Source organism: Burkholderia sp. AU19243, from assembly GCF_018148075.1.
Taxonomy (GTDB): Bacteria; Pseudomonadota; Gammaproteobacteria; order Burkholderiales; family Burkholderiaceae; genus Burkholderia; species Burkholderia latens_A.
In genome coordinates this window covers 77,135-101,634 of the sequence record NZ_JAGSTV010000007.1, presented here as the reverse complement: position 1 = coordinate 101,634, position 24,500 = coordinate 77,135, and the positions used below count along the sequence as shown (strand labels likewise).

Genomic DNA, 24,500 nt, shown 5'->3' with positions numbered 1-24,500 from the left:
GGACCGGTATCTTGAGCGCTTTGTCGGCCCGTCGGGCCGATGTGTTCCGGATCCTCCAACGTCGTCCTCGCCCCACGAACATCCCGACATGAACCGAAGAATCCCGATCGTCGCGGCCGCTGCAATGGCGGCGGCCGTGCTGACGCTCGCCGGCTGCGGCGGCAGCGACGGCGACGTCTTCGCCGCGACAGGCACGAACGCAGCGCGCAGCGCGAATCCGCTCGCGACACCCGACCAGATTGCCGCAGAAAAGCTCGCGCTCGAGCTGGTGAACGCGCCTGCGGTCGTGCAGGCGAAGGCGACGCTGAAGGCGCAATGGCTGGCCGCCGCCCAGGCGGTCGGCGGCGTACCGGACGAGTCGCTCGCCTATCTGCAGACGGCTGTCGATGAATCGGCGATGTCGAGCGCACTTGCGATCACGAACCAGGACCCGAATGCACCGAAGATGATCTCGGGGCTTGCCGCGCCGCACAAGTGGTTCGGCATCGACGTACCCGGCTCGCGCACGACGTTCGACAATCCGGACACGATTTATCGGAGCTTTCCGGTCGACCCCGCGCTGCGTTACGTGATTCGCGGCAGGGTGCATCGCGACGGACCGGTCGACAGCAACGTCAGCCTGTGGGATGGCCGTCACACGACGCTGTCGAATCTGAGCGGCGATCAACTGCGCGTCGAAGCGGACGGCGGCTTCGTCATCACCGCCGATTCGGGCGCGGCGGACGGCACCGGCAATCACGTTACGTTGCCGACGACGGCGTCGTCGTTTTTCATTCGCGATACCGTTGGTGAATGGGGCGTGCAGCAATTCGACGATCTGTCCGTCGAACGCGTGTCAGGCGCTTCGACGGCAGCGGCGCCGACCAGGCACGACATGATCGCCAGGTTGGCCGCGCAAGTCGCCAATGGCGGCACGTTCGCCGGCTACAACGCGCTCGCGAACGCACAGCCGGTCAATACAATTCCGCCCGTGTCGCTCGGCGGTTCCGCCGGACGCCTGTCGACGCAGGCGGCCACCTACAGCGCATTCCGGATTGCCGACGACGAAGCGCTGGTGGTGCAGGTCGACCTTGGCGGCGCGAAGTACTTCATCGCACCCGCATACGGCCGCTGGCTGATCACGACCGACTACGTCGATCACACGCAGTCGTTGAACAATCGCCAGGCGGTGGCGAATCCGGATGGTACGTTCACGTTCGTCGTGTCACCGACCGATCCGGGCGTCTACAACTGGGTGGATACGGTCGGCATCCACGCAGGCTTTCTGAACCTGCGCTGGCAGGGTGTGCCCGCGGCGTCGACCGGCGCGGCGCCGTCCGCGCATGCGACGCTCGTGAAGCTGGCGAACCTGCGCTCGGTCCTGCCTGCGACGATGCGTTATGTCACGCCGGCGGAGCGGGCCGCTCAGCTTGCTGCACGCAAGGCAAGCTACGCGTCGCGTTATGCGGCGGGCTGACCGTGCGGCTCGACGTTGCCGTCGGGGCGGCACGACCACGTAAAAAAAACAGGCCCGCCGAAGCGGGCCTGTCGTTCAGGCGACGTGCAAACGTAGCGCTTACTTCGCCGCGCCACCCTCGAACCACGCGGCGAGCTTCACGCGCTCGTCGTCGGTCATGTGCGTGACGTTGCCGATCGGCATCGCCTTCAGGCGCACGGCCTGTTCGTAGATTCGCTGCGCGTTTTTCGATACTTCGTCGGGCGTATCGAACATCACGCCGGCGGGCGCACTGCCCATCAGCGTCGGCTTCGCCGAGTGACACTCGACACAGCGCTGCTGCAGGATCGGCATGATGTCGTTGATCGCGACCTTCGGTGCGTTCGCCGCCTGCGCTTCCGGCGCGACCGGCTTCGGCATCGTCCACACCAGCGCGCCCGACAGCAGCGCGACGCCGCCGATCGGCAGGTACCACAGCTGCTGACCGCGGTGACGCATCACGAAGAACTGGCGGATCAGCGCGCCAGCCAGCATGATCAGCACGAGCACGACCCAGTTGAACTTGTTCGTGTAGGTCATCGCATAGTGGTTCGACAGCATCGCGAACACGACCGGCAGCGTGAAGTACGTGTTGTGCACCGAACGCTGCTTGCCGCGCTTGCCGTAGATCGGGTTCGGCTCTTCGCCCTTGAGCATCTTGTCGACCATCTTGCGCTGGCCGGGGATGATCACGAAGAACACGTTCGCCGACATGATCGTCGCGAGCATCGCGCCGACGATCAGGTACGCCGCGCGGCCAGCGAAGATGTGGCAGGCGAGGTAAGCGGCGATCACGACGTAGACGCCGACGCAGATGCCGAGCACGCGATCGTTGGTGCCGAGGATCCGGCACAGCGAGTCGTAGACGATCCAGCCGGCCGCGAGGAAGCCGAGTGCGGATGCGACTGCGACGACGGGGCCCATGTCGAGCACGCTCTTGTCGATCAGGTACGTGTTCGGTGCGAGCAGGTACAGCACGAAGAACAGCGAGAAGCCCGACAGCCACGTCGTGTACGACGGCCACTTCGACCAGTGCAGGTCCTCGGGCATTTCCGGCGGGGCGACCGTGTACTTCTGCATGTTGTAGAAGCCGCCGCCGTGCACGTGCCACAGCTCGCCGAACACCCCGCGCTTGCGCTGGTTCGCGTCGGTCGGCGGTTTCAGGCTGTTGTCCAGTGCGACGAAATAGAACGACTCGCCGATCCACGCGATGGCGACGATGACGTGCAGCCATCGCAGCGCGAGGTTCAGCCAGTCGGTGATGAAGCCTTCCATGAAACTCCTCCAGACTCAATTCGTTGTGTTTGATGCGGGGCGCCGATGCGTGTGTCAGCTGCCGCGATAGGTGCTGTACGACCACGGCGACACGAGCAGCGGCACGTGGTAGTGCGATGCAGTGTCCGCGATGCCGAAGCGCAGCACGACGCGGTCGACGAAGCGCGGTTCCGGCACCTTCACGCCGAGCGACGCGAAGTAGTCGCCGGCATGGAACACGAGTTCGTATTCGCCGGCGGCGAGTGCCGCGCCTTCGAGCAGCGGTTCGTCGCAGCGGCCGTCGCTATTGGTCAGCACGGTCTTGATCGCGCGGCGCGATTCGCCGTCGAGCGCGTAGAGGTCCACCTTGATGGCGGCGCCAGGGCGACCGTGTGCCGTATCGAGTACGTGGGTAGTGAGCTTTCCCATTCGCAGTTGTCCTTGTGTGAATGCGAGGTTCGGCGGCAGCTCGATCCATTGACTGTGCGGCGGATCGAGGCTCCACGTCACGTGGCTACATACCCGTCGGCGAGATTGAAGCGAGCGCCGTGCAGGCATTGTAAAAAGGTTCCCCGCGCAAATACGGGCGCGATATCAAAGATAATGCGCCGCGCATGAACGGCTGTCGACGGTCGCCGGGCATCCGGTTGCGGCAGCGGATCGCCTCGCATTACCGCGGCTGGCGCGGCCTGCGCGCGGCGTAACATATCGGATCCGTGAAGCGCGGTATTCCGGATCGCGCATTGTGCGCGGCGCGCGCTTGCGCGATGCTGCGGCCGTGCGCGTCGGGCTCAAGTCCGCGTGTACCCCGAAGACGGCATGCACGCCGGGTAACCGGGCCAGCGCGTTCGAACGGACGCAGGCACCGGGGCGTGCCGCGAATCAGCGTTCGAACGGCTTTGTGATGGCCTCCGGGAGCGGTTCCCGGGGGCGGAACGACGCGGAGAACGCATGAACCTCGAGCAGCACGCCGGCGCACGCGCGCCGCACCCATCCTCATCCCGCCCGAAAACCCTGCTGGTCAAGCACGCCGACGTGCTCGTGACCATGGATGACGCGCGTCGCGAACTGCGCGATGCCGGGCTGTACATCGAAGACAACCGGATCGTCGCGGTCGGCTCGAGCGCCGAGCTGCCCGACACGGCCGACGAAGTGCTCGACCTGCGCGGCCACCTCGTGATCCCCGGGCTCGTGAACACGCACCACCACATGTACCAGAGCCTCACGCGCGCGGTGCCGGCGGCGCAGAACGCGGAGCTGTTCGGCTGGCTTACGAACCTGTACCGGATCTGGGCGCATCTGACACCGGAGATGATCGAAGTGTCGACGCTGACCGCGATGGCCGAGCTGCTGCAGTCGGGTTGCACGACGTCGAGCGACCATCTGTACATCTATCCGAACGGCAGCCGCCTCGACGACAGCATCGGCGCCGCGCACCGGATCGGCATGCGCTTTCACGCGAGCCGCGGCGCGATGAGTGTCGGCCAGCGCGACGGCGGGCTGCCGCCGGATTCGGTCGTCGAGCGCGAGCCCGACATCCTGCGCGACGCGCAGCGCCTGATCGAGACCTATCACGACGAAGGCCGCTACGCGATGCTGCGCGTGGTCGTTGCGCCGTGCTCGCCGTTTTCGGTGAGCCGCGGCCTGATGCGCGACGCGGCCGTGCTCGCACGCGACTACGGCGTGTCGCTGCACACACATCTGGCCGAGAACGCCAACGACATCGCGTACAGCCGCGAAAGGTTCGGGATGACGCCCGCCGAATACGCGGAAGATCTCGGCTGGGTCGGCCACGACGTGTGGCACGCGCACTGCGTGCAACTCGACGATGCGGGCATCGGGCTGTTCGCGCGCACCGGCACCGGCGTCGCGCATTGTCCGTGCTCGAACATGCGGCTCGCGTCCGGTATCGCGCCGGTGAAGAAAATGCGGCTTGCGGGTGTGCCCGTCGGCCTCGGCGTCGACGGTTCCGCGTCGAACGACGGCGCGCAAATGGTCGCGGAAGTGCGTCAGGCGCTGCTGCTGCAACGGGTCGGCTTCGGACCCGATGCGATGACTGCACGCGAGGCGCTCGAGATTGCGACGCTCGGCGGCGCGAAGGTGCTGAACCGCGACGACATCGGCGCGCTGAAGCCCGGCATGGCTGCGGACTTCGCCGCATTCGACCTGCGCCAGCCGCTGTTCGCGGGCGCGCTGCACGATCCGGTCGCGGCGCTGGTGTTCTGCGCGCCGTCGCAGACGGCGTACACGGTGGTGAACGGGAAGGTGGTGGTACGTGAAGGGCGCGTCGCGACGCTCGATCTGCCTCCGATCATCGAACGTCACAACGCGCTCGCGCACGCGCTGGTGGAAGCGTCGCGCTGATGCATCGGCGGGGCGGTCCCGCCGGCCGTTGCGCGGCGCGCGCGCACCGCGGGCCGCCGACTGCGGCCGCCACCGGCCGCGCAGCGCACCGGGTCATTGCGCGACCGCACGACCGGTGCGCGCGGCGCGCGCCGGATGCGATCACGCCTCGATCAGCGTGCGGGTCGCTTCCGCGACGAGGCCGCGCAGCCAGCGCACTTCGTCGGAGTAGTGGCAGCGTTCGTGCCACAGCTGGTAGTACTGCATCGGCGGGAAATCGAGCGGCGCCGGCACGACCGACAGCGGCAGGAACTTCGCGTAATGATCGGCGAACAGGCGCGTCGTCGTGAAGATCAGGTCGGACTTCACCAGCACGTACGGTGCGAGGTTGAAGTACGGCAGCGTGACGACCACGTGGCGCTTGAGCCGTTCGCGCGCGAGGTGCACGTCGATCGCGCCGCGCTGGCCGACCGAGTACGGCGTCGGCGCGAGATGCGGCGCGTTCAGGTACTGGTCGAGCGTGAGCCCGCCGCGCTTCGCGAACGGGTGCGTATTGCTCATCAGGCAGACGATTTCGTCGACGAACAGATTCGACAGGTGCAGTTGCTCGGGCGGCTCCGGCCAGTTGCCGACGACGATGTCGAGCTTGCCGTCTTCCAGCGCGAGCTCGTAGTCGAACGCGGGGCCGAGCGAGTGAAACTCGAGTGTCGCATTCGGCGCGGCCTGGCGGAATCGTTCGACGACCGTCGGCACGAACAGCACGTTCAGGTAGTCGGGACAGCCGATCCGATAGCAGCGGATCGACGTGGCCGGATCGAAATTGTGCTGTTGAAACTTGATGCGCTCGATTTCGCGCAGCGCATTCTGCACCGGCTCGAGCAGGCGCAGTCCGTATTCGGTCGGGACCATGCCGGACTTGCCGCGCACCAGCAGCGGGTCGCCGGTGATGTCGCGCAGGCGCCGCAGTGCGGCGCTGATCGCCGGCTGCGACTGGTTCAGTTTGACGGCCGCGCGCGTGACGCTGCGCTCCATCAACAAGGTGTGCAAGACGCGCAAGAGGTACGTGTCGATCGCCTCGCGTTGCTGACTCATGGTTTCTCCAGTTTATATGTCCGGGCTGATCGAGGGGGGAGGTGGGTATATGGTTTTTAATATGAACGAAAACCAGCGTCAAGAGATGGATACCCGCAGACGCTCACCGGCCGGGCCTCGCGAAGAAGGCCGAACGGGTGGAATGCAGGCGGACGCGACGTCGTGCGGATGCGCGTTGCACGCATCCGGCAGGTCCGGCGCCGCGCGTGACGCGCGCGGCGCGTCAGTCGTCGATGCGCATGCCGACCTTCAGCGTGACCTGCCAGTGGATCACCTGGTCGCCTTCGATGTGGCCGCGCGTTTCGGTCACCTGGAACCAGTGCAGGTTGTGCAGCGTCTTGCCTGCTTTCGAGATCGCGTTGCGGATGGCGTCGTCGCACGATTGCCGCGACGAGCCGGTCAGTTCGATCAGCTTGTAGACGTGGTCGCTCATGATGCGCTCCCTGTGATGTCGACGTGTGTCGATGTGTGCAGCCGGTGCAAGGTGCGGGCCCGCAGCGGCGCCGCGCGTGTCCGGCTTCTTGAGTGATAGGTATGATGGGCGCCAAGTGCAACCCAAATTGGAGACGAGGACGATCGTGGAAGTCGGATTTTGCGGACCGGGATTGATGGGCGCGCCGATGATTCGGCATTTGCTGGCCGCGGGCCATCGGGTCAGCGTATGGAACCGCACGCGCGGCAAGGCCGAAGCGCTGGAACAGGACGGCGCTCAGGTGGTCGACACGCCGCGCGAACTGGCCGAGCGCGTCGATACGGTGTTCGTATGCGTGCTCGACGGCCGTGCGGTTGGCGATGTCGTATTCGGCGAACACGGCCTCCTTGCCGGCGATGCGAATGCGCGCCGGCTGACGCGCATCGTCGACCATTCGAGCATTGCACCCGCCGCGACGCGCGACTATGCGGCGCGCGCGGCCGCACTGAACGTCGGCTGGATCGATGCCCCGGTGTCGGGCGGTGTGCCCGGCGCGCAAGCAGGCACGCTCGCGGTGATGGCGGGCGGCGCTGCGGCCGACCTCGACGCGGTGCGACCGTTGATCGACACGTACGCGTCACGCATTACGCACATGGGCGGCGCCGGCGCGGGCCAGACCGCGAAGCTGTGCAACCAGGCGATCGTCACCGCGACGGTGACCGCGATCGCCGAGGCGGTCGGGCTCGCGCAGGCAAGCGGCATCGATGCCGCTCGCCTGGCCGATGCACTCGCGGGCGGCTGGGCGGATTCGGTGCTGTTGCAGACGTTCGTGCCGCGGATGACGTCGGGCGGCCACCCGTCGATCGGCGCGCTTGCCACGTTTCAGAAGGACGTCGATGCAATTGCCGACGCGGCGCGGGACACGGGCGCGGTGATGCCGGTATCGGCGACGGTGCAGCAGGTATTGCGGCTGGGGGCGGCGCAAGGACTGGCCGGTGCCGATTTCGCCGCGTTCATCGACATCGTGCGGCCAGGCCACCGGCGCGGCGGGGCGTGATGATCGCGGCAACGGCGAAACGGGAAACCTGAATGGCCGATGGGCCGCGCGGAGGCGGCCCATCGTGTCGGTATCGTCAGCCGAGTGAACGCGGTGTCGTGTCGCCTGCGTTCTGACGCCCGAGGCCGCCGCGCAGGCTCGCCTTCGTGCCTGCACCAAATTCGGGCAGGATGCGCGCGCGGGCGCGGCTCGCGAATACGAGGAAGCCGAAGCCGTTCGCCTCATACCAGTAGCCGCCGTTCTCGAGGCCGTCGAGCGGCTGCTCGAGTGCGTTGGCGATCGATTCGATGCAGCGTTTGCGCAATTCGGCGATGGCCGGGTAGGGCGGCTGCGCGCCGCGCACGCTGCACAGGAGCACGTCGAGGCCGGGCAGCACATGCGCGTAGAGGACGGGTTCGTCCTGCGCACGAGCGCGGGCAATCTTGGTGTCGAGCTGTGCGAACGGTTTCGCGTGACGCAATACCGCGAGGAATGACTCCTGGCCATCCTGTTGCGCACGTCGACGTTTTTTCGGGAAGGACATAAACACTCGCCTCAAAAACAATTGCAAGAAATGCGGCACTTTCATGCGACCCACTCCCGGCTATGTACGCCGCATGTCGATCCTTTATAGCACACGAAAATGCTGCACTCGTGCGGTACGACGATCAATGTCTCCCGTCGACCCGCCTGCCACGATGATCGACACAGCCAGCGTCTTGGCGCCCGTACTGTCGTTTAGTCTCCATCATAGACCTGCTTTTCCCGCGCGTGCATTCGCGCGTCACAAAAAAGTGTGAAGGCCCGCTTGCGGCGACGCACGATGCGTGCCCGTGAAAAACGAAAAGGCCCGCACGTGGCGGGCCCGGCGACTGCGGCGTGGCGCGATGCTCAGCGCTGCTTGAGCGAATCGCGGATCTCGCGCAGCAGCAGCACGTCTTCCGGCGTCGCGGCCGGTGCGGCTGCTTCCGGCTTGCGCAGCTTGTTGATGAATTTCACCATCAGGAAAATGATGAACGCCAGGATCACGAAGTTGATCGCCACGGTGATGAACGAGCCGTAGCCGAATACGGCGACGCCCGCGGCCTGCAGGTCCTTGAACGAATCGGGATTACCCTTGAACGACGGCGGGATGGTGCCGAGCAGAACGAACTTGTTCGAGAAATCCAGACCGCCGGTCAGTACGCCGATCACCGGCATGATCAGGTCTTTTACGACCGAGTCGACGATCTTCGAGAATGCGCCACCGATGATCACGCCGACGGCGAGATCCATCACGTTGCCTTTGACGGCGAACTCCTTGAATTCCTTGATTATGCTCATGAGCGGCTTTCTCCTGGTTGGGCGACGGGAGGCGTGCCGCGACGCGCAGGGCTGCGAAGCGTCTGGTGGGATCGGAGGCACGCCGATGTGCCGCATGATAGCGAACGTGCCCCATTGCCGGTAGCCCATCTTGAAATGATTGACAAATCAGGGGGGCGGCCCGAGCGGAATTGACAGGAAGCGCGGAGTACACGACAGCGGGCGCCGCGTGACAGGCCGGCGCCCGCATGCTCGATGCTCAGGTGTTGTCGTCGGTCCAGCCGTCGTCGTTGCTGCCGAGATCGACGCCGCCGCCGTTGCCGTCGCTCCAGTTCGAATCGTCGCCGCGGCCGAGGTCGAAGCCCGGATCGTTGCTTTCCTGGCGCCGGCGCTGATCGTCGACGATCACGTCGCGTTCGACCACGCGCTCGCGGCCGCCGGACATCGCTTCGCCGAGCAGCACGCCGGTCAGCAGCCCGCCCATGCCGCCACCGAAACCACCGCCTTGCTGGATTACGACAGGCGGCTGCTGTTGCGGATACTGCGGCGGATATGGCTGTTGCGGGTACGGTGGCTGCTGATACGGCTGGCCTTGCGCGCCGGTCACGCGATCTGCTTCCTGCGCGTACACGGAGCCGCTGCCGCTTGCAGGCGCCGCCGGTTGCGCGGCCGGATCGGGCCGGCCTTCGACGCGCGCCTTCACGCTCGCATGACGCTGTTCGAGTTCGTCGAGCCGATAGGGCGGCACCGGGTTCTTGCCGTTGGAAAGCGTTTCGACGAGCGTACGTGCGTCGTTCTCGATGCCTTCGAGCTCGCCGGTGAGCGCGGCGGCGCCGGGCGCCGTCGACAGCTTCGCATCGAGCTTCAGCGGACGGATGTCGTTCAGTACGTCGGTCGCGCGCTTTAACTGCGTGCGGCGTTCGTCGTCGGCGCGGCCGTCGTCGGCCTTGCGCGCACGCCGCAGCGTCCAGCGCAGCACCAGCGCGACGATCGCGACGATCAGCCCGAGGCCGATCCACATGCCGGTCGACGGGCCATGTTTAGCCGGCGGCACCGTCGGCGCGAGCGACGATTGCAACGCACCGCTCTGTGTCGCGGCCGGCGCGTTGCCCGCGATGCGCGCGGCATCCGCGCGAATGCGCGATTCGGTCTGCGCGAAGCGCGTCGCGTCGGTGAAGCGCAATTGCGGATCGAGCGACTTCGCTTTCTGCAGCTGTGCGAGTGCGTCGGATGCGCGGCCTTCACGGTCCAGCACCTGCGCGTACAGGTAGCGCGCATGCGCGTTGTTCGGATGGGCGTCGATGACTTGCGACAGCTGCGTGTCGGCGCGCTGCCAGTCGCGTTGTGCGATCGACTGCTCGACTTGCTGCAGCGACGGGACCGCAAATGCGGCGGACGACAGCAGCATCAGCGAGAAGCCAAGTGCGGCGAGAGATTTCTTCATGGTCGAACCGGGCGCGAGCGCCCGTCTCCTGACGATCGGTGCGCGCCGCGGCCCCAATGGGCAGCGGCGCGGTGGCCGTTACTGCGCGGGCGCGTCGAGCTGCTTCTTCAGCGCGGCGAGGCGGTCCTCGACCGACGGGCCCTTGTTCAGCGCGGCGAGCTTGTCGTCGAGCGCCTTGCCGCTCGACGTGTCGGCCGAATTCAGGCGTGCGTCCGAGCGTGCGTTCTGCAGCGCGACCTTGTCCTCGAGCTTCTGGAAGTCTTCTGACAGGTTCTTGCCGCCGATGCCGCCCAATGCGCTTGCCGCGACGTCCTTCGCCTGCGCGATTTCCTGCTTCGCCTGCAGGATGTTCGAGCGTGCGTTCAGGTCGTTGCGGCGCTGACGCATGTCGGCGATCTGCCCCTTCAGCTTCTCGACCGACGGTTCGAGGGTGGCGAGTTCGGCCGCGAGCGCGTCGCGTTCGGCTTCGGCGTTAGCCTGTGCGGCGAGCGCCTCGCGCGCGAGCGCTTCGTCGCCGGCCTGCAGGGCGCGCTTGGCGCCGTCCTCGTACTTCTTCACCTTGTCGTCGGCTGCATCGCGCTTGCTGCGCTGGGTCGCGACCTGTGCTTCGATCTCGATCAGCGAATTCTCGGCGCGGCCGATGCTGTCGTCGAGCTCCCGCACGATCTGCCGTGCGTCGCGCGACGGATCCTGTACCGAGTCGGCCGCGTCGTTCAGCAGGCCTTTGATCGTGCGCGAAATAGAGTCGAAAAGCGACATGAAATCCTCCGTGGTTGAAAGGCGCCGCGTGAGCGGCAGTGCCCGTCGCGAATCGGATCCGACCCGCGTGAGCTGGCGGATATTACACCGCCGGCCCCTTAAATACGGCTTAAGCGCGGCAGTTCAAGCGGTGCGTGCACCGCGCATGCGAACCTTTCGCACCTGAAAGAAACGCCGCCGCGTGCGCACGGTTGCATGCCCATCATAGGCCGAGCAGGCGGCCAATACGTTCGACCCTTCACGCTCGCGCGGGAATTTTTACAAAAAATCGCGAAGCCGCCCGGTCGATTTCATTAAAATGCGCTGTCACGTCGCGGGAACGGATCGCCGCGCGGCGCGGTCTGTCGACGTGACAGTTGCCAGATGCACCCACTCTGATTCATCCGCTTGCATTTCCGCATGCGTCCGAGGGCACCTCGTCTGCCCGCCATTCCGACATGCCAATTATCAAACGACCGTCTTCTCCTTCCGACCGGAACGAACCTCACTACACGTTGCGCCGTTCGCCGTCGGGCGCCTATTACCCCGATGACGACCACGGCGACGATCGCGGCGCGCAGCAGCGCCGCGCAAGCGGGAGCGGCGGCCGTCCCTCGTTCGGCTCGCGCGTCGCGCTGTGGTTCGTCGGCCTGTTCGCGACGCTCGCGGTCGTCGGCGCGCTGATCGTCGGCTATGCGCTCGTCGTGATGGCGCCGCAACTGCCGTCGCTCGATGCGCTGACCAACTATCAGCCGAAGGTGCCGCTGCGCGTGTTCTCGGCGGATCACGTGCTGATCGGCGAGTTCGGCGAGGAGCGCCGCAGCCTCGTGCGCTTCCAGGACATCCCCGACGTGATGAAGAAAGCGGTGCTCGCGATCGAGGACTATCGCTTCTACGAACACGGCGGCGTCGATTTCCTCGGCATCCTGCGCGCGGGCGTGGCCGACCTGATGCACGGCGGCGCGCGCCAGGGCGCGAGCACGATCACGATGCAGGTCGCGCGCAACTTCTTCCTGTCGAGCGAGAAGACCTACACGCGCAAGATCTACGAAATGCTGCTCGCGTACAAGATCGAGCGCGCGCTGACGAAGGACCAGATTCTCGAGCTGTACATGAACCAGATCTATCTGGGCCAGCGCTCGTACGGCTTCGCGGCCGCAGCGCGCGTGTATTTCGGCAAGGACCTGAAGGACATCACGCTCGCCGAAGCGGCGATGCTCGCGGGGCTGCCGAAGGCGCCGTCCGCGTATAACCCGGTCGTCAATCCGAAGCGCGCGAAGGTGCGCCAGGAGTACATCCTGAAGCGCATGCTCGAAATCGGCTACATCACGCAGCCGCAGTACGACCAGGCGGTGAAGGAAGAGATCCACGTGCGCACGCCGGGCAACCAGTACGCGGTGCACGGCGAATACGTCGCCGAGATGGTGCGGCAAATGATGTACCAGCAGTACAAGGACGAAACCTACACGCGCGGGCTGACCGTCACGACCACGATCAACTCGGCCGACCAGGAAGCGGCATATCAGGCCGTGCGCCGCGGCATTCTCGATTACGAGCGCCGCCATGGCTATCGCGGGCCGGAAGGTTCGATCAACCTGCCGGCGGCCGGAGACGAGCGCGACGAGGCGATCGACGACGCGCTCGCCGATCACCCGGATAACGGCGACCTGCAATCGGCGGTGGTGCTGTCGGCGTCGCCGAGCGCGGTCGACGTGCAGTTCGTCGGCGGCGCGACGACGACGATCGGTCCGGCCGGGCTGCGCTTCGTGTCGGGCGCGCTGAGCCCGCGCGCGAACGCGACGCTGCGCATCAAGCCGGGCTCGATCGTGCGCGTGATGAAGGATGGCAAGACGGGTTGGCAGGTCGTGCAGCTGCCGCAGGTCGAAGGCGCGCTCGTCGCGATCGCGCCGCAGGACGGTGCGATCCGCTCGCTCGTCGGCGGCTTCGATTTCAACAAGAGCAAGTTCAACCATGTGACGCAGGCGTGGCGCCAGCCGGGTTCATCGTTCAAGCCGTTCATCTATTCGGCGTCGCTCGACAAGGGGATGGGGCCGGCGACGATCATCAACGACGCGCCGCTGTACTTCCCGCCTAGCGTGCCGGGCGGCACTGCATGGGAGCCCAAGGACGACGACCAGCCTGACGGCCCGATGTCGATGCGCACCGCGCTGCAGCGGTCGAAGAACCTCGTATCGATCCGGATTCTCGCGTCGATCGGCACGCAGTACGCGCAGCAGTACGTGACGCAGCGCTTCGGCTTCGATCCGGCGAAGACCCCGCCGTATCTGCCGATGGCGCTGGGCGCCGGGCTCGTCACGCCGCTGCAGCTCGCGGCCGGCTACGCAGTGTTCGCGAACGGCGGCTACAAGGTCGATCCCTATCTGATCGCGGAGGTCGACGACGCGCGCGGCCAGCCGCTGCAGAAGGCGCAGCCGGTCATCGCAGGCGGCACCGCGCCGCGCACGATCGAAGGGCGCAATGCGTACGTGATGAACAGCCTGCTGCATACGGTCGCGACGGCCGGCACGGGTGCCGGCACCAACGTGCTCGGTCGCAGCGACCTGCAGGGCAAGACCGGTACGACGAACGACGCGAAGGACGGCTGGTTCGCGGGTTACCAGCAGTCGCTCGTCGCGGTCGCATGGATGGGCTTCGACCAGCCGAAGACCCTCGGCAGCCGCGAATTCGGCGCGCAGCTCGCGCTGCCGATCTGGGTGAACTACATGCGCACTGCGCTCAACGGCGTGCCCGAGCAGCAGATGCCGATGCCGGACGGCCTGACGACAATCGACGGCGAGCTGTACTACTCTGACCGCACGCCGGGCAACGGCTTCGTCGGCAGCGTGGACATCAATCCGGCCGACAACGCAATCAGCGCGAACGATGCGCTCGGCTCGGCCGGCGCTGCGGGCCTCACGCCGCCGCCTGTCACGCAGCAGGAGAAGCAGCAGATCATGGACATGTTCGAGAGCAAGTAAGCGGCACGCGGATTGGTCTGATACGACGGGCGCCTTCGGGCGCCCGTTTTTTTGCGTGTCGCACACGCGTGGCGGGCAAGCCGCCAAGGCGGCGGACGCCGCATCAGGACGACGAACAGGGCGGGATGAGTGTGATGCCGACCGGGGCGCGCCTGCCGAGCGCTTGCCGCATTGCACGTTGCCGTGCCGCGATACGCGCATTCGGCGGCGGCATCTGCCTATTTCGCGGCCTGCGCGCCGTGCGCGCATAAAACGCTGCGCACTCAATCACTTGCGTGCTTGTGCGCGGGGTTATCAACAGGGCTGTCAACATAAACTGGGGATAACCCTCACCGGCGTGCGGGGCGTCAGCGCTGCCGCGTCGCGTGCGCGAGATGCATGCCGAGCGTCGCCGGATCGGTGTTCGTGCCGGACAGCAGTATGCCGACCCGCTTGCCCTGCAGCGTTTCGCGCAGCGGGCCGAGCAGCGCCGCGAGCGGCGCCGCGCACGCCGGTTCGACCGACAGCTTCAGATGCGTGAACAGGAACAGCATCGCCGCACGCAACGCGTCGTCGGATACGGTGACGATGCGGTCGACGTGGCGCCGGCACAGCTGGTAGCTGTATTCCTCGGTGTGCGGCGCCATCAGCGAATCGGCGATCGTTTGCATCGCGCTCATCTTGATCGTGTGATTCGCCGCAAAGCTGCGGCTCATCGCGTCGGCGCCTTCCGGTTCGACGCCATATACGTGCACGCGCGGATTCGCGAGCCGCAGCGCGGTCGCCATGCCGGCCGCGAGGCCGCCGCCGCCGATCGGCACGATCACCGCGTCGAGATCGGGCGTCTGCGTCGCCCATTCGTAGCCGAGCGTCGCGGTGCCGAGAATCGTGTGATAGCCGTTGAACGGATGAATGAAGAAGCGGCCTTCCTCGGCCTCGATGCGCCGCACGAGGTCGAAAGCCTGCGATGCGCTGCCGGCGAGCACGACTTCCGCGCGGTACTGCTTGCACTGCGCGATGCGCGTGGGGCTCGCGGTATGGAACATCACGACCTTCGCGCTGCTGCCGAGCCGCATCGCCGCATACGCAACGGCTGCCGCGTGATTGCCCGCCGACACGCAGGTGACGCCGGCGTTCTTGCGCGCCTCGTCGAGCGCGAGCAGGTGCGTGAACGCGCCGCGCGCCTTGAAGCTGCCGCTTGCCTGCAGCAGCTCGAACTTGAAGTTGACGTGCGTGCCCTCGAGGGACGGCAGGTCGGCGCGCTCGAACACCGGCGTGCGTGCGACCCACGGCGACAACGCGAAGTGCTGCGCGGCGATTTCGTCGAGCGTCGGGATCGGCTCGCCGTCGATCGTCGTATGGGCAGTGCCCTGTTGTTCGTTCGACATGACGTGGCGGGTGGGGGCGGGAGGGAGCCTGCCCGCGCACGCGGGCAGGCGGCGGCGCGGGCAGTCAGTGTGCGTCGACCGACATGCTGCGGATGAATTTGCGCAGAAACTGCTCGCATGCGGCGAGCTGCGCGAGCTCGACGTATTCGTTCGGCTTGTGCGCCTGCTCGATGTTGCCGGGCCCGCAGACGACGCTCGGGATCCCCGCGCGTTCGAACAGCCCGGCCTCGGTGCCGTACGCGACCTTGCGCTTGTCCTGGTCGGCCGTCAGCGCGCGCACGAGCTGCGTGATTGCGGCCTGTTCGGTCGCGTCGAGCCCCGGCGCCGCGGCGATTTTCGAGAATTCGATCGCCGCGTTCGGGTGCTCGCGCCGCATCTGCGGCAGCAGCGTTTCCTGCGCATACGCTTCGATGCGCGCGAAGATCTGTTCGGGGTCGAGCGTCGGCAGGTTGCGGAATTCGAAGTCGAACCGGCATTCGGCCGGCACAGTGTTGATTGCGTTGCCGCCCTGGATCGTGCTCGTCTGTGCGGTCGTGAACGGCACGTCGTACAGCGCGTCGAACGGCCCTTCGGCGCGAAAGCGCTCGGCGATGTCGCGGATGTGGCAGATCAGCCGCGCCGCGTATTCGATCGCGTTCAACCCCTTCGGCGTCAGCGACGAGTGTGCCGCGTGGCCGCGCACGCAGCAGCGGTACGCATTGATGCCCTTGTGCGCGATGATCGGTCGCATGCTGGTTGGCTCGCCGACGATGCAGCCGGACGGCTTCACGCCGCGCTTGACGAGATCGGCGATCAGCAGCGGTGCGCCCGCGCAGCCGATTTCCTCGTCATAGGACAGCGCGAAATGGATCGGCTTCGCGAGCTTCGTCGCCTGCATGTCGGGCAGCAGCGCAAGCGCCGCGCCGATGAAGCCTTTCATGTCGCAGGTGCCGCGGCCGTACAGGCGGCCGTCGCGCAGCTCCGGCGCGAACGGGTTGCTGTCCCACTGCTGGCCGTCAACCGGCACGACGTCGGTGTGGCCCGACAGCACGATGCCGCCGTCGGTCGAGCCGTCGTGCGCGGGCACCGTCGCGAACAGGTTCGCCCAGCCTTCGCGCGAATCGTGCGTGAGCGTCGACTCGATACCTTGCGCGGCGAGCGCGTCGCGCACCGTTTCGATCAGGCCGAGATTCGGCACGCGGCTCGTCGTGTCCATCGACACCAGCTGCTTGATCCAGGGCAGGCTGACGAGCGAAGCGTCGCCTTGGTCGGCGGCGGACGGCGCCGGCGCGTCGAGAGTGGACATGGCAAAACTCCGTCTGAGGAATGGGAAAATCATACTCAAAAACGCGTCTGCACGCCTTCGCCGGCCGCGATGCGGTGCAGCATCGCGGCCGTGAGGTCAACGTGCTGCGCTCGCCACATCCACGCGCGGTGCGAGCGCGCGCAACGTTTCCTTGATCGTCGACACACGGATCGCGAGATCGGGCGAGCGCGTTTCGATGCGCAGCTTGTCCTGCCCCGCGAGCTTGATGTGGCGGTGCTTCTGCACCATCTCGATGATGCGCATCGGATCGATCGGCGGATTCGGCTCGAACTGCAGCCCGATCGCGGCTTCGCTCGCGTCGATCTTCACGATGCCAAGCGGCTTCGCGGCGAGCCGCAGCCGATGCGTCTCGACGAGTGCGTGCGCCTGAGGCGGCAGCTTGCCGAAGCGGTCGATCAGCTCTTCCTGGATGCTGTCGATCGCGTCGCCGTGCTCGCAGTTCGCAAGCCGCTTGTACAGCGACAGCCGCTCCTGCACGTCCGCGCAGTAGTCGGCCGGCAGGATCGCGGGCGCGTGCAGGTTGATTTCCGTCGTCGCGGCGAGCGGTGCGGTGAGGTCGGGTTCCTTGCCGTTCTTCAGCGCCTTCACCGCGTCGTTCAGCATGTCGGTATACAGTTGGAAGCCGATCTCGTGGATCTCGCCCGACTGCTTGTCGCCGAGCACCTCGCCGGTGCCGCGGATCTCGAGGTCGTGCATCGCGAGATAGAAGCCCGAACCGAGTTCTTCCATCTGCTGAATCGCCTCGAGCCGGCGCTGTGCCTGTTTGGTGAGCGACTGCGGATCGTGGACCAGCAGGTACGCGTACGCCTGGTGGTGCGAACGGCCGACGCGGCCGCGCAGCTGGTGAAGCTGCGCGAGGCCGAACTTGTCCGCGCGGTGCATGATGATCGTGTTCGCGCTCGGCACGTCGATGCCGGTTTCGATGATGGTCGTGCACAGCAGCACGTTCGCGCGCTGCGCGACGAAATCGCGCATCACGCGTTCGAGTTCGCGCTCGTGCATCTGGCCGTGCGCGATCACGATGCGCGCTTCGGGCACGAGTTCCTCGAGCTTCGCCTTGCGATTCTCGATCGTCTCGACCTCGTTGTGCAGGAAGTACACCTGGCCGCCGCGCTTCAGTTCGCGCAGCATCGCCTCGCGGATCACGCTTTCTTCCTCGCGACGCACGAAGGTCTTGATCGCGAGCCGCTTCTGCGGCGCAGTCGCGATCACCGAGAAATCGCGCAACCCTTCGAGCGCCATCCCGAGCGTGCGCGGGATCGGCGTCGCGGTCAGCGTCAGCACGTCGACTTCCGCGCGCAGCGCCTTCAGCGCTTCCTTCTGGCGCACGCCGAAGCGGTGCTCCTCGTCGATGATCACGAGGCCGAGCCGCTTGAATTGCACGTCCGACGACAGCAGCTTGTGCGTGCCGATCACGATGTCGACGCTGCCTTCGTTGATCTGCGCGATCGCCGCGTTCACTTCCTTCGTCGTCTTGAAGCGCGACAGCTCGACGATACGCACCGGCCAGTCGGCGAAACGATCGGCGAAGGTCTGCGTGTGCTGCTCGGCGAGCAGGGTGGTCGGCGACAGCAGCGCGACCTGCTTGCCGCCCATGACCGCGATGAACGCCGCGCGCAGCGCCACCTCGGTCTTGCCGAAGCCGACGTCGCCGCACACGAGGCGGTCCATCGGCTTGCCGCTCGTCATGTCGCCGATCACGGCCGCGATCGCCGCGGCCTGGTCGGGCGTTTCCTCGAAGCCGAAGCTCTCCGCGAACTTCACGTAGTCGCGCGGCTCCAGCGCGAATGCATGGCCTTCCCGCGCCGCGCGGCGCGCATACAGGTTCAGCAGCTCGGCGGCCGTGTCGCGGATCTGCTGCGCGGCCTTGCGCTTCGCGCGCTCCCACTGGCCGGAGCCGAGCGCGTGCAGCGGCGCGCTGTCGGGATCGGCGCCGCTGTAGCGCGAGATCACGTGCAGCTGCGCGACCGGCACGTACAGCTTGCTTTCGCCCGCGTATTCGAGGTGCAGGAATTCGGTCTCGCCTTCGCCGAGATCCATCGACACGAGGCCCATGTAGCGGCCGATCCCGTGCTGCGCGTGCACGACGGGATCGCCGACCTTCAGCTCCGACAGGTCGCGCACCATCGCGTCGACGTTGCTTGCCTGTTCCTGCCGGCGGCGTCCGGCGCGGCGGCCGAGCGCGCCGTACAGCTCGGTTTCGGTGACGACCGCGTAGCCTTCGCCCGGGATCGCGAAGCCGTTCGCGAGCGGCGCGACGCCGAGCGCGAACGGCGCGTCGCTTTCCAGCCAGCCTGCGAAGTGGTCGTTCGACGCGGGGCGCAGGCGATGCTCGGCGAGCAGTTGCAGGATCGTTTCGCGGCGGCCGGCAGATTCCACCGTCAGCAGCACGCGCTTGCCGGACGATTCGACGAACGTGCGCAGCGCGGCGAGCGGGTCGTCCGCATGACGATCGACGGTCAGCTCGGGCAGCGCCGTCGCCCAGCCGCCGGCCGGCTGCGCGGGCAGCACGACGCGCGCGAACGGCTTCGCGAACGCGAAGAAGTCCTCGTCCGACAGGAACAGGCGCTGCGGCTCGAGGATCGGCCGTTCGCGATCGTGCGCGAGGAACGCGTGGCGCTGCTTCGTGTCGGCGGTGAAGCGGCGGATCGACGCTTCCAGATCGCCGGCGAACACCAGATGCGCGTCCTGCGGCAGGTAGTGGAACAGCGTAGCCGTTTCGTCGAAGAACAGCGGCAGGTAATACTCGATACCGGCCGACGGCACGCCGTTGCCGATGTCCTTGTAGATCGGCGCGCGGCTCGGGTCGCCCTCGAAGGTTTCGCGCCAGCGGCTGCGAAATGCCGTGCGCGCTGCCTCGTCGAACGGAAATTCGCGACCCGGCAGCAGGCGCACGTCGCGGACCGGGTACAGGCTGCGCTGCGTATCGGGGTCGAACGCGCGGATCGAGTCGACCTGGTCGTCGAACAGGTCGATCCGGTACGGCAGCGGCGAGCCCATCGGATACAGGTCGATCAGCGACCCGCGCACGCAGTATTCGCCGGGCCGCACGACCTGGCTCACGTGCTCGTAGCCGGCGAGCGTGAGCTGCGCCTTCAGCTTCGCTTCGTCGAGCCGTTCGCCTTGCGCGAACGCGAACGTGTACGCGGCCATGAATGACGCGGGCGGCATCCGGTACAGCGCGGTTGTCGCGGGCACGAGCAGAATGTCGCAGCGGCCCTCGCCGAGGTCGTGCAGCGTCGCGAGACGCTCGGACACGAGATCCTGGTGCGGCGAGAACGTGTCGTACGGCAGCGTCTCCCAGTCCGGCAGCAGGCGCACGCGCGCGTCCGGCGAGAAGTAGCGGATTTCCTGCGACAGCCGCTGCGCGTCGACCGCGTTCGCGCAGATCACCGCGAGAAGCGGGACCGCGTCGCGGTTGTCGGCGAGATAGCGGGCGATGGCGAGCGCGTCGGCGGAGCCGTGCGCGCCGTCGAAGGCGAACCGCTGGCCCGGTTTGACGCGGGCGACGGGCGAGGCGAACGGGATGGAAGCGTTGTCTGGCATAGGGACGGCAGGGTGGCGGGCACGGGCGCGGCACGGCGCGCCGGTCGAGACGAAAGACCTATTATAAAATCCGCTTCTCGATTTCACCTTTCCGGCGTTTTCTTTCGTGACTCCCCGACTTTTCGCCCTGATTCCCTGCGCCGGCACGGGCAGCCGCTCCGGTTCGGCCGTGCCGAAGCAATATCGCACGCTGGCCGGTCGCGCGCTTCTGCATTACACGCTCGCCGCGTTCGACGCGTGCAGCGAATTCGCGCAGACGCTCGTCGTCCTCGCGCCCGACGACACGCACTTCGATGCGCGCCGCTTCGCGGGCCTGCGCTTCGCGGTGCGCCGCTGCGGCGGCGGCTCGCGCCAGGCATCGGTGCTCAACGGGCTGCTCGAGCTGGCCGAATTCGGCGCGACCGACCAGGACTGGGTGCTCGTGCACGACGCCGCCCGGCCCGGCATCACGCCCGGGCTGATCCGCACGCTGGTCGCGACGCTGAAGGACGATCCGGTGGGCGGAATCGTCGCACTGCCGGTCGCCGATACGCTCAAGCGCGTGCCGGCCGGCGGTGACGCGATCGCGCGCACCGAATCGCGCGACGCGCTGTGGCAGGCGCAGACACCGCAGATGTTCCGCATCGGCATGCTGCGCGACGCAATCCTGCGCGCGCAGCGGGAAGGGCACGACCTGACCGACGAGGCCAGCGCGATCGAGTGGGCGGGCCATACGCCGCGCGTCGTGCAGGGCAGCCTGCGCAACTTCAAGGTCACGTACCCGGAAGATTTCGCGCTCGCGGAAGCGATTCTCGCGCGCCCCGCGAACGCTTCCTGACATTCATCTCATCTCAATCGGAATACGCATGGATTTCAGAATCGGACAAGGCTACGACGTGCACCAGCTCGTCGAAGGGCGCACCCTCATCATCGGCGGCGTGACGATCCCGTACGAGCGCGGCCTGCTCGGCCACTCGGACGCCGACGTGCTGCTGCACGCGATCACCGATGCGCTGTTCGGCGCGGCGGCGCTCGGCGACATCGGCCGTCATTTCTCCGACACCGATGCGGCGTTCAAGGGTGCGGACAGCCGCGTGCTGCTGCGTGAGTGCGCGGCGCGCGTGAAGGCGGCCGGCTTCGCGATCCAGAACGTCGACAGCACCGTGATCGCGCAGGCGCCGAAGCTCGCGCCGCATATCGACGGGATGCGCGCAAACATTGCTGCCGATCTCGGGGTGCCGCTCGATCGCGTGAACGTGAAGGCGAAGACCAACGAGAAGCTCGGCTACCTCGGCCGGGGCGAGGGGATCGAGGCACAGGCCGCGGCGCTGCTGGTGAAGCAGCACGCGTGAGCGCCCGAGGCCGGCTCGACGCCGGCCGCAAACGGCGCCCGGCGTTCGGGCCATTGCGTCGCCGGAATGAAAAAATGCCACGCGCTTGCGTGGCATTTTCGTTTGGCGCGCCGGCCGGTACGGCGACGCGCCGCCGCTTATTCGCCTTCGGCGGCGATCACCTGCGCGGCGGCGTTGATGACCGACGCAATGCGGCCGACGTCGCGCAGCTGCGTCGTCGTCATGCCTTGCTCGTTCTTCAGCAACGCGTAGTGCGACTTCACGCAGAAGTGGCACTTGCCGACGATGGACGCGGCAAGCGCGTACATTTCGAACCGGCGCTTGTCGACGCCGCCGTGCGACGCATACGCGCCCATACGCAGCTCGGCGCGCTGTGTTTTCAGATCGGCGTCGTCGGCCATCTCGACATACGGATACCAGGTGTTGTTCATCCCCATCAGCGCAGCGGCCGTCAGCGCCGCGTTTGTCTCTTCGGGCGACAGCACGCCGGCTTCGCGGATCGCCTTCACGAGGACCGTGCTCTTCGCCGCAACGGCCGCCGCCAGCGCCACGCCGACCGCATCGTTGCCCTCGAGCGACGAACGCGAAATCGTGCCGTCGAGGTTCAGGCGAATGTCCTTCGCGTAGTCGGGGATACGTGCTTTAATCGAGTCGATGAATTCCATTGATATCTCCTATGGGTTGGCCGTTAAAAAAGCCCGCAGGCAGAAGGTACGCCGCGGGCTTCGTGCATCGATGCGCTTACAGCGTTGCGCCGCCGACTGCGCGGTTGCACGGGCACAGTTCGTCCGTTTGCAGGCCGTCCAGAATGCGCAGCACTTCTTCCGGGCTGCGGCCGACGTTCAGGTTGTTCACCGAAACGTGCTGGATCGTGTTGTCCGGATCGACGATGAACGTCGCGCGCAGGGCCACGCCGGCTTCCTTGTCGCGCACGCCGAGCTGGTCGATCAGTTCGCCCTTGACGTCGCCGAACGAGTAGTGGTTCAGCTTGTCGAGATCCTTGTGCTCACGGCGCCATGCGAGCTTCACGAATTCGTTGTCCGAGCTGCCGCCGAGCAGGACGGCGTCGCGCTCTTCGAACTGCTTCGCGAGCTTTGCGAATTCGACGATTTCCGTCGGGCACACGAACGTGAAGTCCTTCGGATAGAAGTAGATGATCTTCCACTTGCCCGGGAACGACGCTTCGGTGACGGTCTCGAACGCCGACTGGCCGTTTTCCTCGTGATTGTTGAAGCCCGGCTTCGCGGCTACGACGGTGAATGCTTCGAGTTTATCGCCCACGGTTTTCATGCGGATACTCCTGTGTGAGTTGGGAAGAAGACTGAATCAAGCTACCTCGGTGCTGCAACGTTGATGTGACAGCATGGGTCAGACTATAACACTATTACCAAAACGATTCAATAGATTTTGACTAAGGAAACTCATAGTTTTTTTCAACCGCGCCGATAGTGTGGCGCGCAAGAAGCGTGCGCGAGCGCGTCACGCCGCCGCACGCGCCTTGCCGGCGCCGGGGAATTCCAGCGTGACTTCGAGGCCTGCTTCCGGGCTGCGGTTGCGCAGGCGCAGCGCACCGCGATAGCGGCCGACAAGGCGCAGCACGATCGCCATGCCGAGGCCGGTGCCGTCCGCCTTGGTCCGCGCCGTGTCGACGCGGTAGAACGGCCGCATCACGAGCGGCAATTGATCTTCGGGAATCCCGGGACCTTCGTCGCTCACCGACAGCTCGACGCGCGCGTGCGTTACGCGCGTCTCGAGCGTGATGCGCGAAATCCCGTCGTCGCGGCTCTGCCCGTATTTGCGCGCGTTCTCGACGAGGTTGCCGATCACGCGGCGCATGTCCGTTTCGTCGGCTTCGATCACGGCGCTCGGCGCGAGGCGCGTGCGGATCTCGACACCATCCTCGCTCGACACGCGCGCGGCGACTTCATGCGCGATCGACGACAGGTCGACCGGCTCCGGCTTGCGCTGCGTCGGCCGCGCGTAGTCGATAAAGGCGGCGATGATGCGGTCCATCTGCTCGATGTCGTCGACCATCGCGTCCTTCGTCGCCTGGTCGGATGGGCTCATTTCGGTTTCGAGCCGCAGCCGCGCGAGCGGCGTGCGCAGGTCGTGCGAGATGCCGGCGAGCATCAGCGCGCGATCGGCCTCGAGCTGCTCGAGGTCGCGCACCATCTGGTTGAAGCTGCGATTGGTCTCGGCCGCGACGCCCATCCCGCGCTCGGGCAGCGGATCGGGTGCCTGGCCGGAACCGACCTGGCGCGCCGCGAGCGCGAGTCGCGAGAACGGCCGGTTCACGAGGCTCGTGATGAACGCCGAGCCGAACAGCGACAGCGCGAGCGCGAACAACCCCCAGCCGGCCCACTGCAGGCCAGTGACGTTGTCCAGTTGGTCGCGATCGAGCGCGACCCAGTAATCGTCGTCGTCGATCTTGAAGCTGATCCACACGCCCGGGATGTCGTTGACCGACTGCGCGATCACGGTATCGTCCCCGAGCCGGCTGCGGATGTCGTGTTCGATCAGACGGTTCAGCGATTCGTCGGGCTGGAGCTTGAACTTGTCGGTTTTCTCGCGCGGGTACACGCGCACGCCCTCGTTGCTCTCCAGATCCTGCAGCAGCGCGCGCCGCAAGTCGGGATCGGAATAGAGCAGGGCGGTGCGCGTGAGTTTCACGACCGCGACGAGCTGGAGCGCGACGCGCTGCGCGCGCGGCTCCCGCTCGATCACGCGAAAGCTCTGGAACCACGCGGCGAGACTGACCGAGATCAGCAGCGCGATCAGCAGGAAGGTGCGCCAGAACAGCCCGCCGAACGCGAGCTGCAGAAGGCGCCGGTCGATACGCATGGGACGGGCCGTGGGCGGGCGAAACCGGAAAGAAGG

At 66.6% G+C, this 24,500-nt stretch carries 20 protein-coding genes; 6 read left to right on the top strand and 14 right to left on the bottom strand.

The window, feature by feature from the left end; all coding sequences use genetic code 11:
* The first annotated feature begins 88 nt into the window (after positions 1-88).
* A complete protein-coding gene (locus KDW55_RS15370) occupies positions 89-1,456 on the top strand; it encodes a hypothetical protein (RefSeq protein WP_212160208.1) in 1,368 nt (455 codons plus the stop codon).
* Positions 1,457-1,555: 99 nt separating this feature from the next.
* Here the strand turns inward: KDW55_RS15370 and KDW55_RS15365 are convergent, their stop codons facing one another.
* Positions 1,556-2,749, bottom strand: coding sequence for a urate hydroxylase PuuD (locus KDW55_RS15365; RefSeq protein ID WP_040144449.1), 1,194 nt, complete (start codon positions 2,747-2,749; stop codon positions 1,556-1,558).
* Between the two features lie 54 nt (positions 2,750-2,803).
* Complete coding sequence (gene uraH, locus KDW55_RS15360) at positions 2,804-3,157, bottom strand: hydroxyisourate hydrolase (RefSeq protein ID WP_011657188.1); 354 nt, start codon at positions 3,155-3,157, stop codon at positions 2,804-2,806.
* Between the two features lie 522 nt (positions 3,158-3,679).
* On the opposite strand from uraH, the gene KDW55_RS15355 reads away from it, so the two are divergent.
* Positions 3,680-5,092 carry an 8-oxoguanine deaminase gene (locus KDW55_RS15355; RefSeq protein ID WP_040144448.1) on the top strand — a complete coding sequence of 471 codons (1,413 nt, stop codon included), beginning with the start codon at positions 3,680-3,682 and terminating at the stop codon, positions 5,090-5,092.
* Positions 5,093-5,233: 141 nt separating this feature from the next.
* On the opposite strand, the gene KDW55_RS15350 is transcribed toward KDW55_RS15355, so the two are convergent.
* Both KDW55_RS15350 and KDW55_RS15345 read right to left on the bottom strand, forming a co-directional pair.
* A complete protein-coding gene (locus KDW55_RS15350; RefSeq protein WP_040144447.1) occupies positions 5,234-6,163 on the bottom strand; it encodes a LysR substrate-binding domain-containing protein in 930 nt (309 codons plus the stop codon).
* A gap of 223 nt (positions 6,164-6,386) precedes the next feature.
* Positions 6,387-6,596, bottom strand: a complete 210-nt coding sequence (locus KDW55_RS15345) for a dodecin (RefSeq protein ID WP_006755984.1) — start codon at positions 6,594-6,596, stop codon at positions 6,387-6,389.
* A gap of 145 nt (positions 6,597-6,741) precedes the next feature.
* Here KDW55_RS15345 and KDW55_RS15340 point away from each other — a divergent pair, with 145 nt between their 5' ends.
* On the top strand, positions 6,742-7,632 hold the full coding sequence (locus KDW55_RS15340) for an NAD(P)-dependent oxidoreductase (RefSeq protein WP_212160206.1): 891 nt from the start codon (positions 6,742-6,744) through the stop codon (positions 7,630-7,632).
* Between the two features lie 76 nt (positions 7,633-7,708).
* On the opposite strand, the gene KDW55_RS15335 is transcribed toward KDW55_RS15340, so the two are convergent.
* The 4 genes from KDW55_RS15335 to KDW55_RS15320 form a co-directional block, all read right to left on the bottom strand.
* On the bottom strand, positions 7,709-8,155 hold the full coding sequence (locus KDW55_RS15335) for a hypothetical protein (RefSeq protein WP_175684806.1): 447 nt from the start codon (positions 8,153-8,155) through the stop codon (positions 7,709-7,711).
* Positions 8,156-8,502: 347 nt separating this feature from the next.
* Positions 8,503-8,934, bottom strand: coding sequence for a large conductance mechanosensitive channel protein MscL (gene mscL / locus KDW55_RS15330; RefSeq protein WP_040144445.1), 432 nt, complete (start codon positions 8,932-8,934; stop codon positions 8,503-8,505).
* Positions 8,935-9,172: 238 nt separating this feature from the next.
* The gene (locus KDW55_RS15325; RefSeq protein WP_059547699.1) at positions 9,173-10,357 is read right to left on the bottom strand and encodes a tetratricopeptide repeat protein; all 1,185 of its coding nucleotides are present in this window, start codon (positions 10,355-10,357) and stop codon (positions 9,173-9,175) included.
* A 78-nt stretch (positions 10,358-10,435) separates the two neighbouring features.
* Positions 10,436-11,116 (bottom strand): PspA/IM30 family protein, encoded by a 681-nt coding sequence (locus KDW55_RS15320; RefSeq protein ID WP_212160205.1) that lies wholly within the window; start codon positions 11,114-11,116, stop codon positions 10,436-10,438.
* A gap of 437 nt (positions 11,117-11,553) precedes the next feature.
* Here KDW55_RS15320 and KDW55_RS15315 point away from each other — a divergent pair, with 437 nt between their 5' ends.
* Positions 11,554-14,073 (top strand): penicillin-binding protein 1A, encoded by a 2,520-nt coding sequence (locus tag KDW55_RS15315; protein WP_212160204.1) that lies wholly within the window; start codon positions 11,554-11,556, stop codon positions 14,071-14,073.
* A 347-nt stretch (positions 14,074-14,420) separates the two neighbouring features.
* Here KDW55_RS15315 and KDW55_RS15310 read toward each other — a convergent pair whose 3' ends face one another.
* From KDW55_RS15310 to mfd, 3 genes are all read right to left on the bottom strand, one after another.
* Positions 14,421-15,440: a threonine/serine dehydratase gene (locus KDW55_RS15310; protein ID WP_040144441.1), complete on the bottom strand. Its 1,020-nt coding sequence runs from the start codon at positions 15,438-15,440 to the stop codon at positions 14,421-14,423.
* Between the two features lie 64 nt (positions 15,441-15,504).
* A complete protein-coding gene (argE, locus tag KDW55_RS15305; RefSeq protein ID WP_040144440.1) occupies positions 15,505-16,725 on the bottom strand; it encodes an acetylornithine deacetylase in 1,221 nt (406 codons plus the stop codon).
* Positions 16,726-16,821: 96 nt separating this feature from the next.
* The gene (gene mfd, locus KDW55_RS15300; RefSeq protein WP_209820959.1) at positions 16,822-20,379 is read right to left on the bottom strand and encodes a transcription-repair coupling factor; all 3,558 of its coding nucleotides are present in this window, start codon (positions 20,377-20,379) and stop codon (positions 16,822-16,824) included.
* 19 nt (positions 20,380-20,398) lie between these two features.
* On the opposite strand from mfd, the gene ispD reads away from it, so the two are divergent.
* Positions 20,399-21,109 (top strand): 2-C-methyl-D-erythritol 4-phosphate cytidylyltransferase, encoded by a 711-nt coding sequence (gene ispD / locus KDW55_RS15295; protein WP_059547692.1) that lies wholly within the window; start codon positions 20,399-20,401, stop codon positions 21,107-21,109.
* A gap of 28 nt (positions 21,110-21,137) precedes the next feature.
* Entirely contained in the window at positions 21,138-21,623 is a 486-nt protein-coding gene (ispF, locus tag KDW55_RS15290; RefSeq protein WP_040144437.1) for a 2-C-methyl-D-erythritol 2,4-cyclodiphosphate synthase, read from the top strand.
* Between the two features lie 137 nt (positions 21,624-21,760).
* Here the strand turns inward: ispF and KDW55_RS15285 are convergent, their stop codons facing one another.
* The 3 genes from KDW55_RS15285 to KDW55_RS15275 form a co-directional block, all read right to left on the bottom strand.
* Positions 21,761-22,288, bottom strand: coding sequence for a carboxymuconolactone decarboxylase family protein (locus KDW55_RS15285; protein ID WP_040144436.1), 528 nt, complete (start codon positions 22,286-22,288; stop codon positions 21,761-21,763).
* A 76-nt stretch (positions 22,289-22,364) separates the two neighbouring features.
* On the bottom strand, positions 22,365-22,913 hold the full coding sequence (locus KDW55_RS15280; RefSeq protein ID WP_009691824.1) for a peroxiredoxin: 549 nt from the start codon (positions 22,911-22,913) through the stop codon (positions 22,365-22,367).
* A gap of 189 nt (positions 22,914-23,102) precedes the next feature.
* Positions 23,103-24,464: an ATP-binding protein gene (locus KDW55_RS15275; protein ID WP_040144435.1), complete on the bottom strand. Its 1,362-nt coding sequence runs from the start codon at positions 24,462-24,464 to the stop codon at positions 23,103-23,105.
* Positions 24,465-24,500: the final 36 nt, after the last annotated feature.

Coding starts and splice junctions, on each gene's coding strand:
- argE (WP_040144440.1), bottom strand. CDS start 16,725: ATGTCCACTCTCGACGCGCCGGCGCCGTCCGCCGCCGACCAAGGCGAC.
- KDW55_RS15335 (WP_175684806.1), bottom strand. CDS start 8,155: ATGTCCTTCCCGAAAAAACGTCGACGTGCGCAACAGGATGGCCAGGAG.
- KDW55_RS15320 (WP_212160205.1), bottom strand. CDS start 11,116: ATGTCGCTTTTCGACTCTATTTCGCGCACGATCAAAGGCCTGCTGAAC.
- KDW55_RS15275 (WP_040144435.1), bottom strand. CDS start 24,464: ATGCGTATCGACCGGCGCCTTCTGCAGCTCGCGTTCGGCGGGCTGTTC.
- KDW55_RS15365 (WP_040144449.1), bottom strand. CDS start 2,749: ATGGAAGGCTTCATCACCGACTGGCTGAACCTCGCGCTGCGATGGCTG.
- KDW55_RS15310 (WP_040144441.1), bottom strand. CDS start 15,440: ATGTCGAACGAACAACAGGGCACTGCCCATACGACGATCGACGGCGAG.
- ispF (WP_040144437.1), top strand. CDS start 21,138: ATGGATTTCAGAATCGGACAAGGCTACGACGTGCACCAGCTCGTCGAA.
- KDW55_RS15350 (WP_040144447.1), bottom strand. CDS start 6,163: ATGAGTCAGCAACGCGAGGCGATCGACACGTACCTCTTGCGCGTCTTG.
- KDW55_RS15345 (WP_006755984.1), bottom strand. CDS start 6,596: ATGAGCGACCACGTCTACAAGCTGATCGAACTGACCGGCTCGTCGCGG.
- KDW55_RS15280 (WP_009691824.1), bottom strand. CDS start 22,913: ATGAAAACCGTGGGCGATAAACTCGAAGCATTCACCGTCGTAGCCGCG.
- KDW55_RS15325 (WP_059547699.1), bottom strand. CDS start 10,357: ATGAAGAAATCTCTCGCCGCACTTGGCTTCTCGCTGATGCTGCTGTCG.
- KDW55_RS15355 (WP_040144448.1), top strand. CDS start 3,680: ATGAACCTCGAGCAGCACGCCGGCGCACGCGCGCCGCACCCATCCTCA.
- KDW55_RS15315 (WP_212160204.1), top strand. CDS start 11,554: ATGCCAATTATCAAACGACCGTCTTCTCCTTCCGACCGGAACGAACCT.
- uraH (WP_011657188.1), bottom strand. CDS start 3,157: ATGGGAAAGCTCACTACCCACGTACTCGATACGGCACACGGTCGCCCT.
- KDW55_RS15370 (WP_212160208.1), top strand. CDS start 89: ATGAACCGAAGAATCCCGATCGTCGCGGCCGCTGCAATGGCGGCGGCC.
- mscL (WP_040144445.1), bottom strand. CDS start 8,934: ATGAGCATAATCAAGGAATTCAAGGAGTTCGCCGTCAAAGGCAACGTG.
- KDW55_RS15285 (WP_040144436.1), bottom strand. CDS start 22,288: ATGGAATTCATCGACTCGATTAAAGCACGTATCCCCGACTACGCGAAG.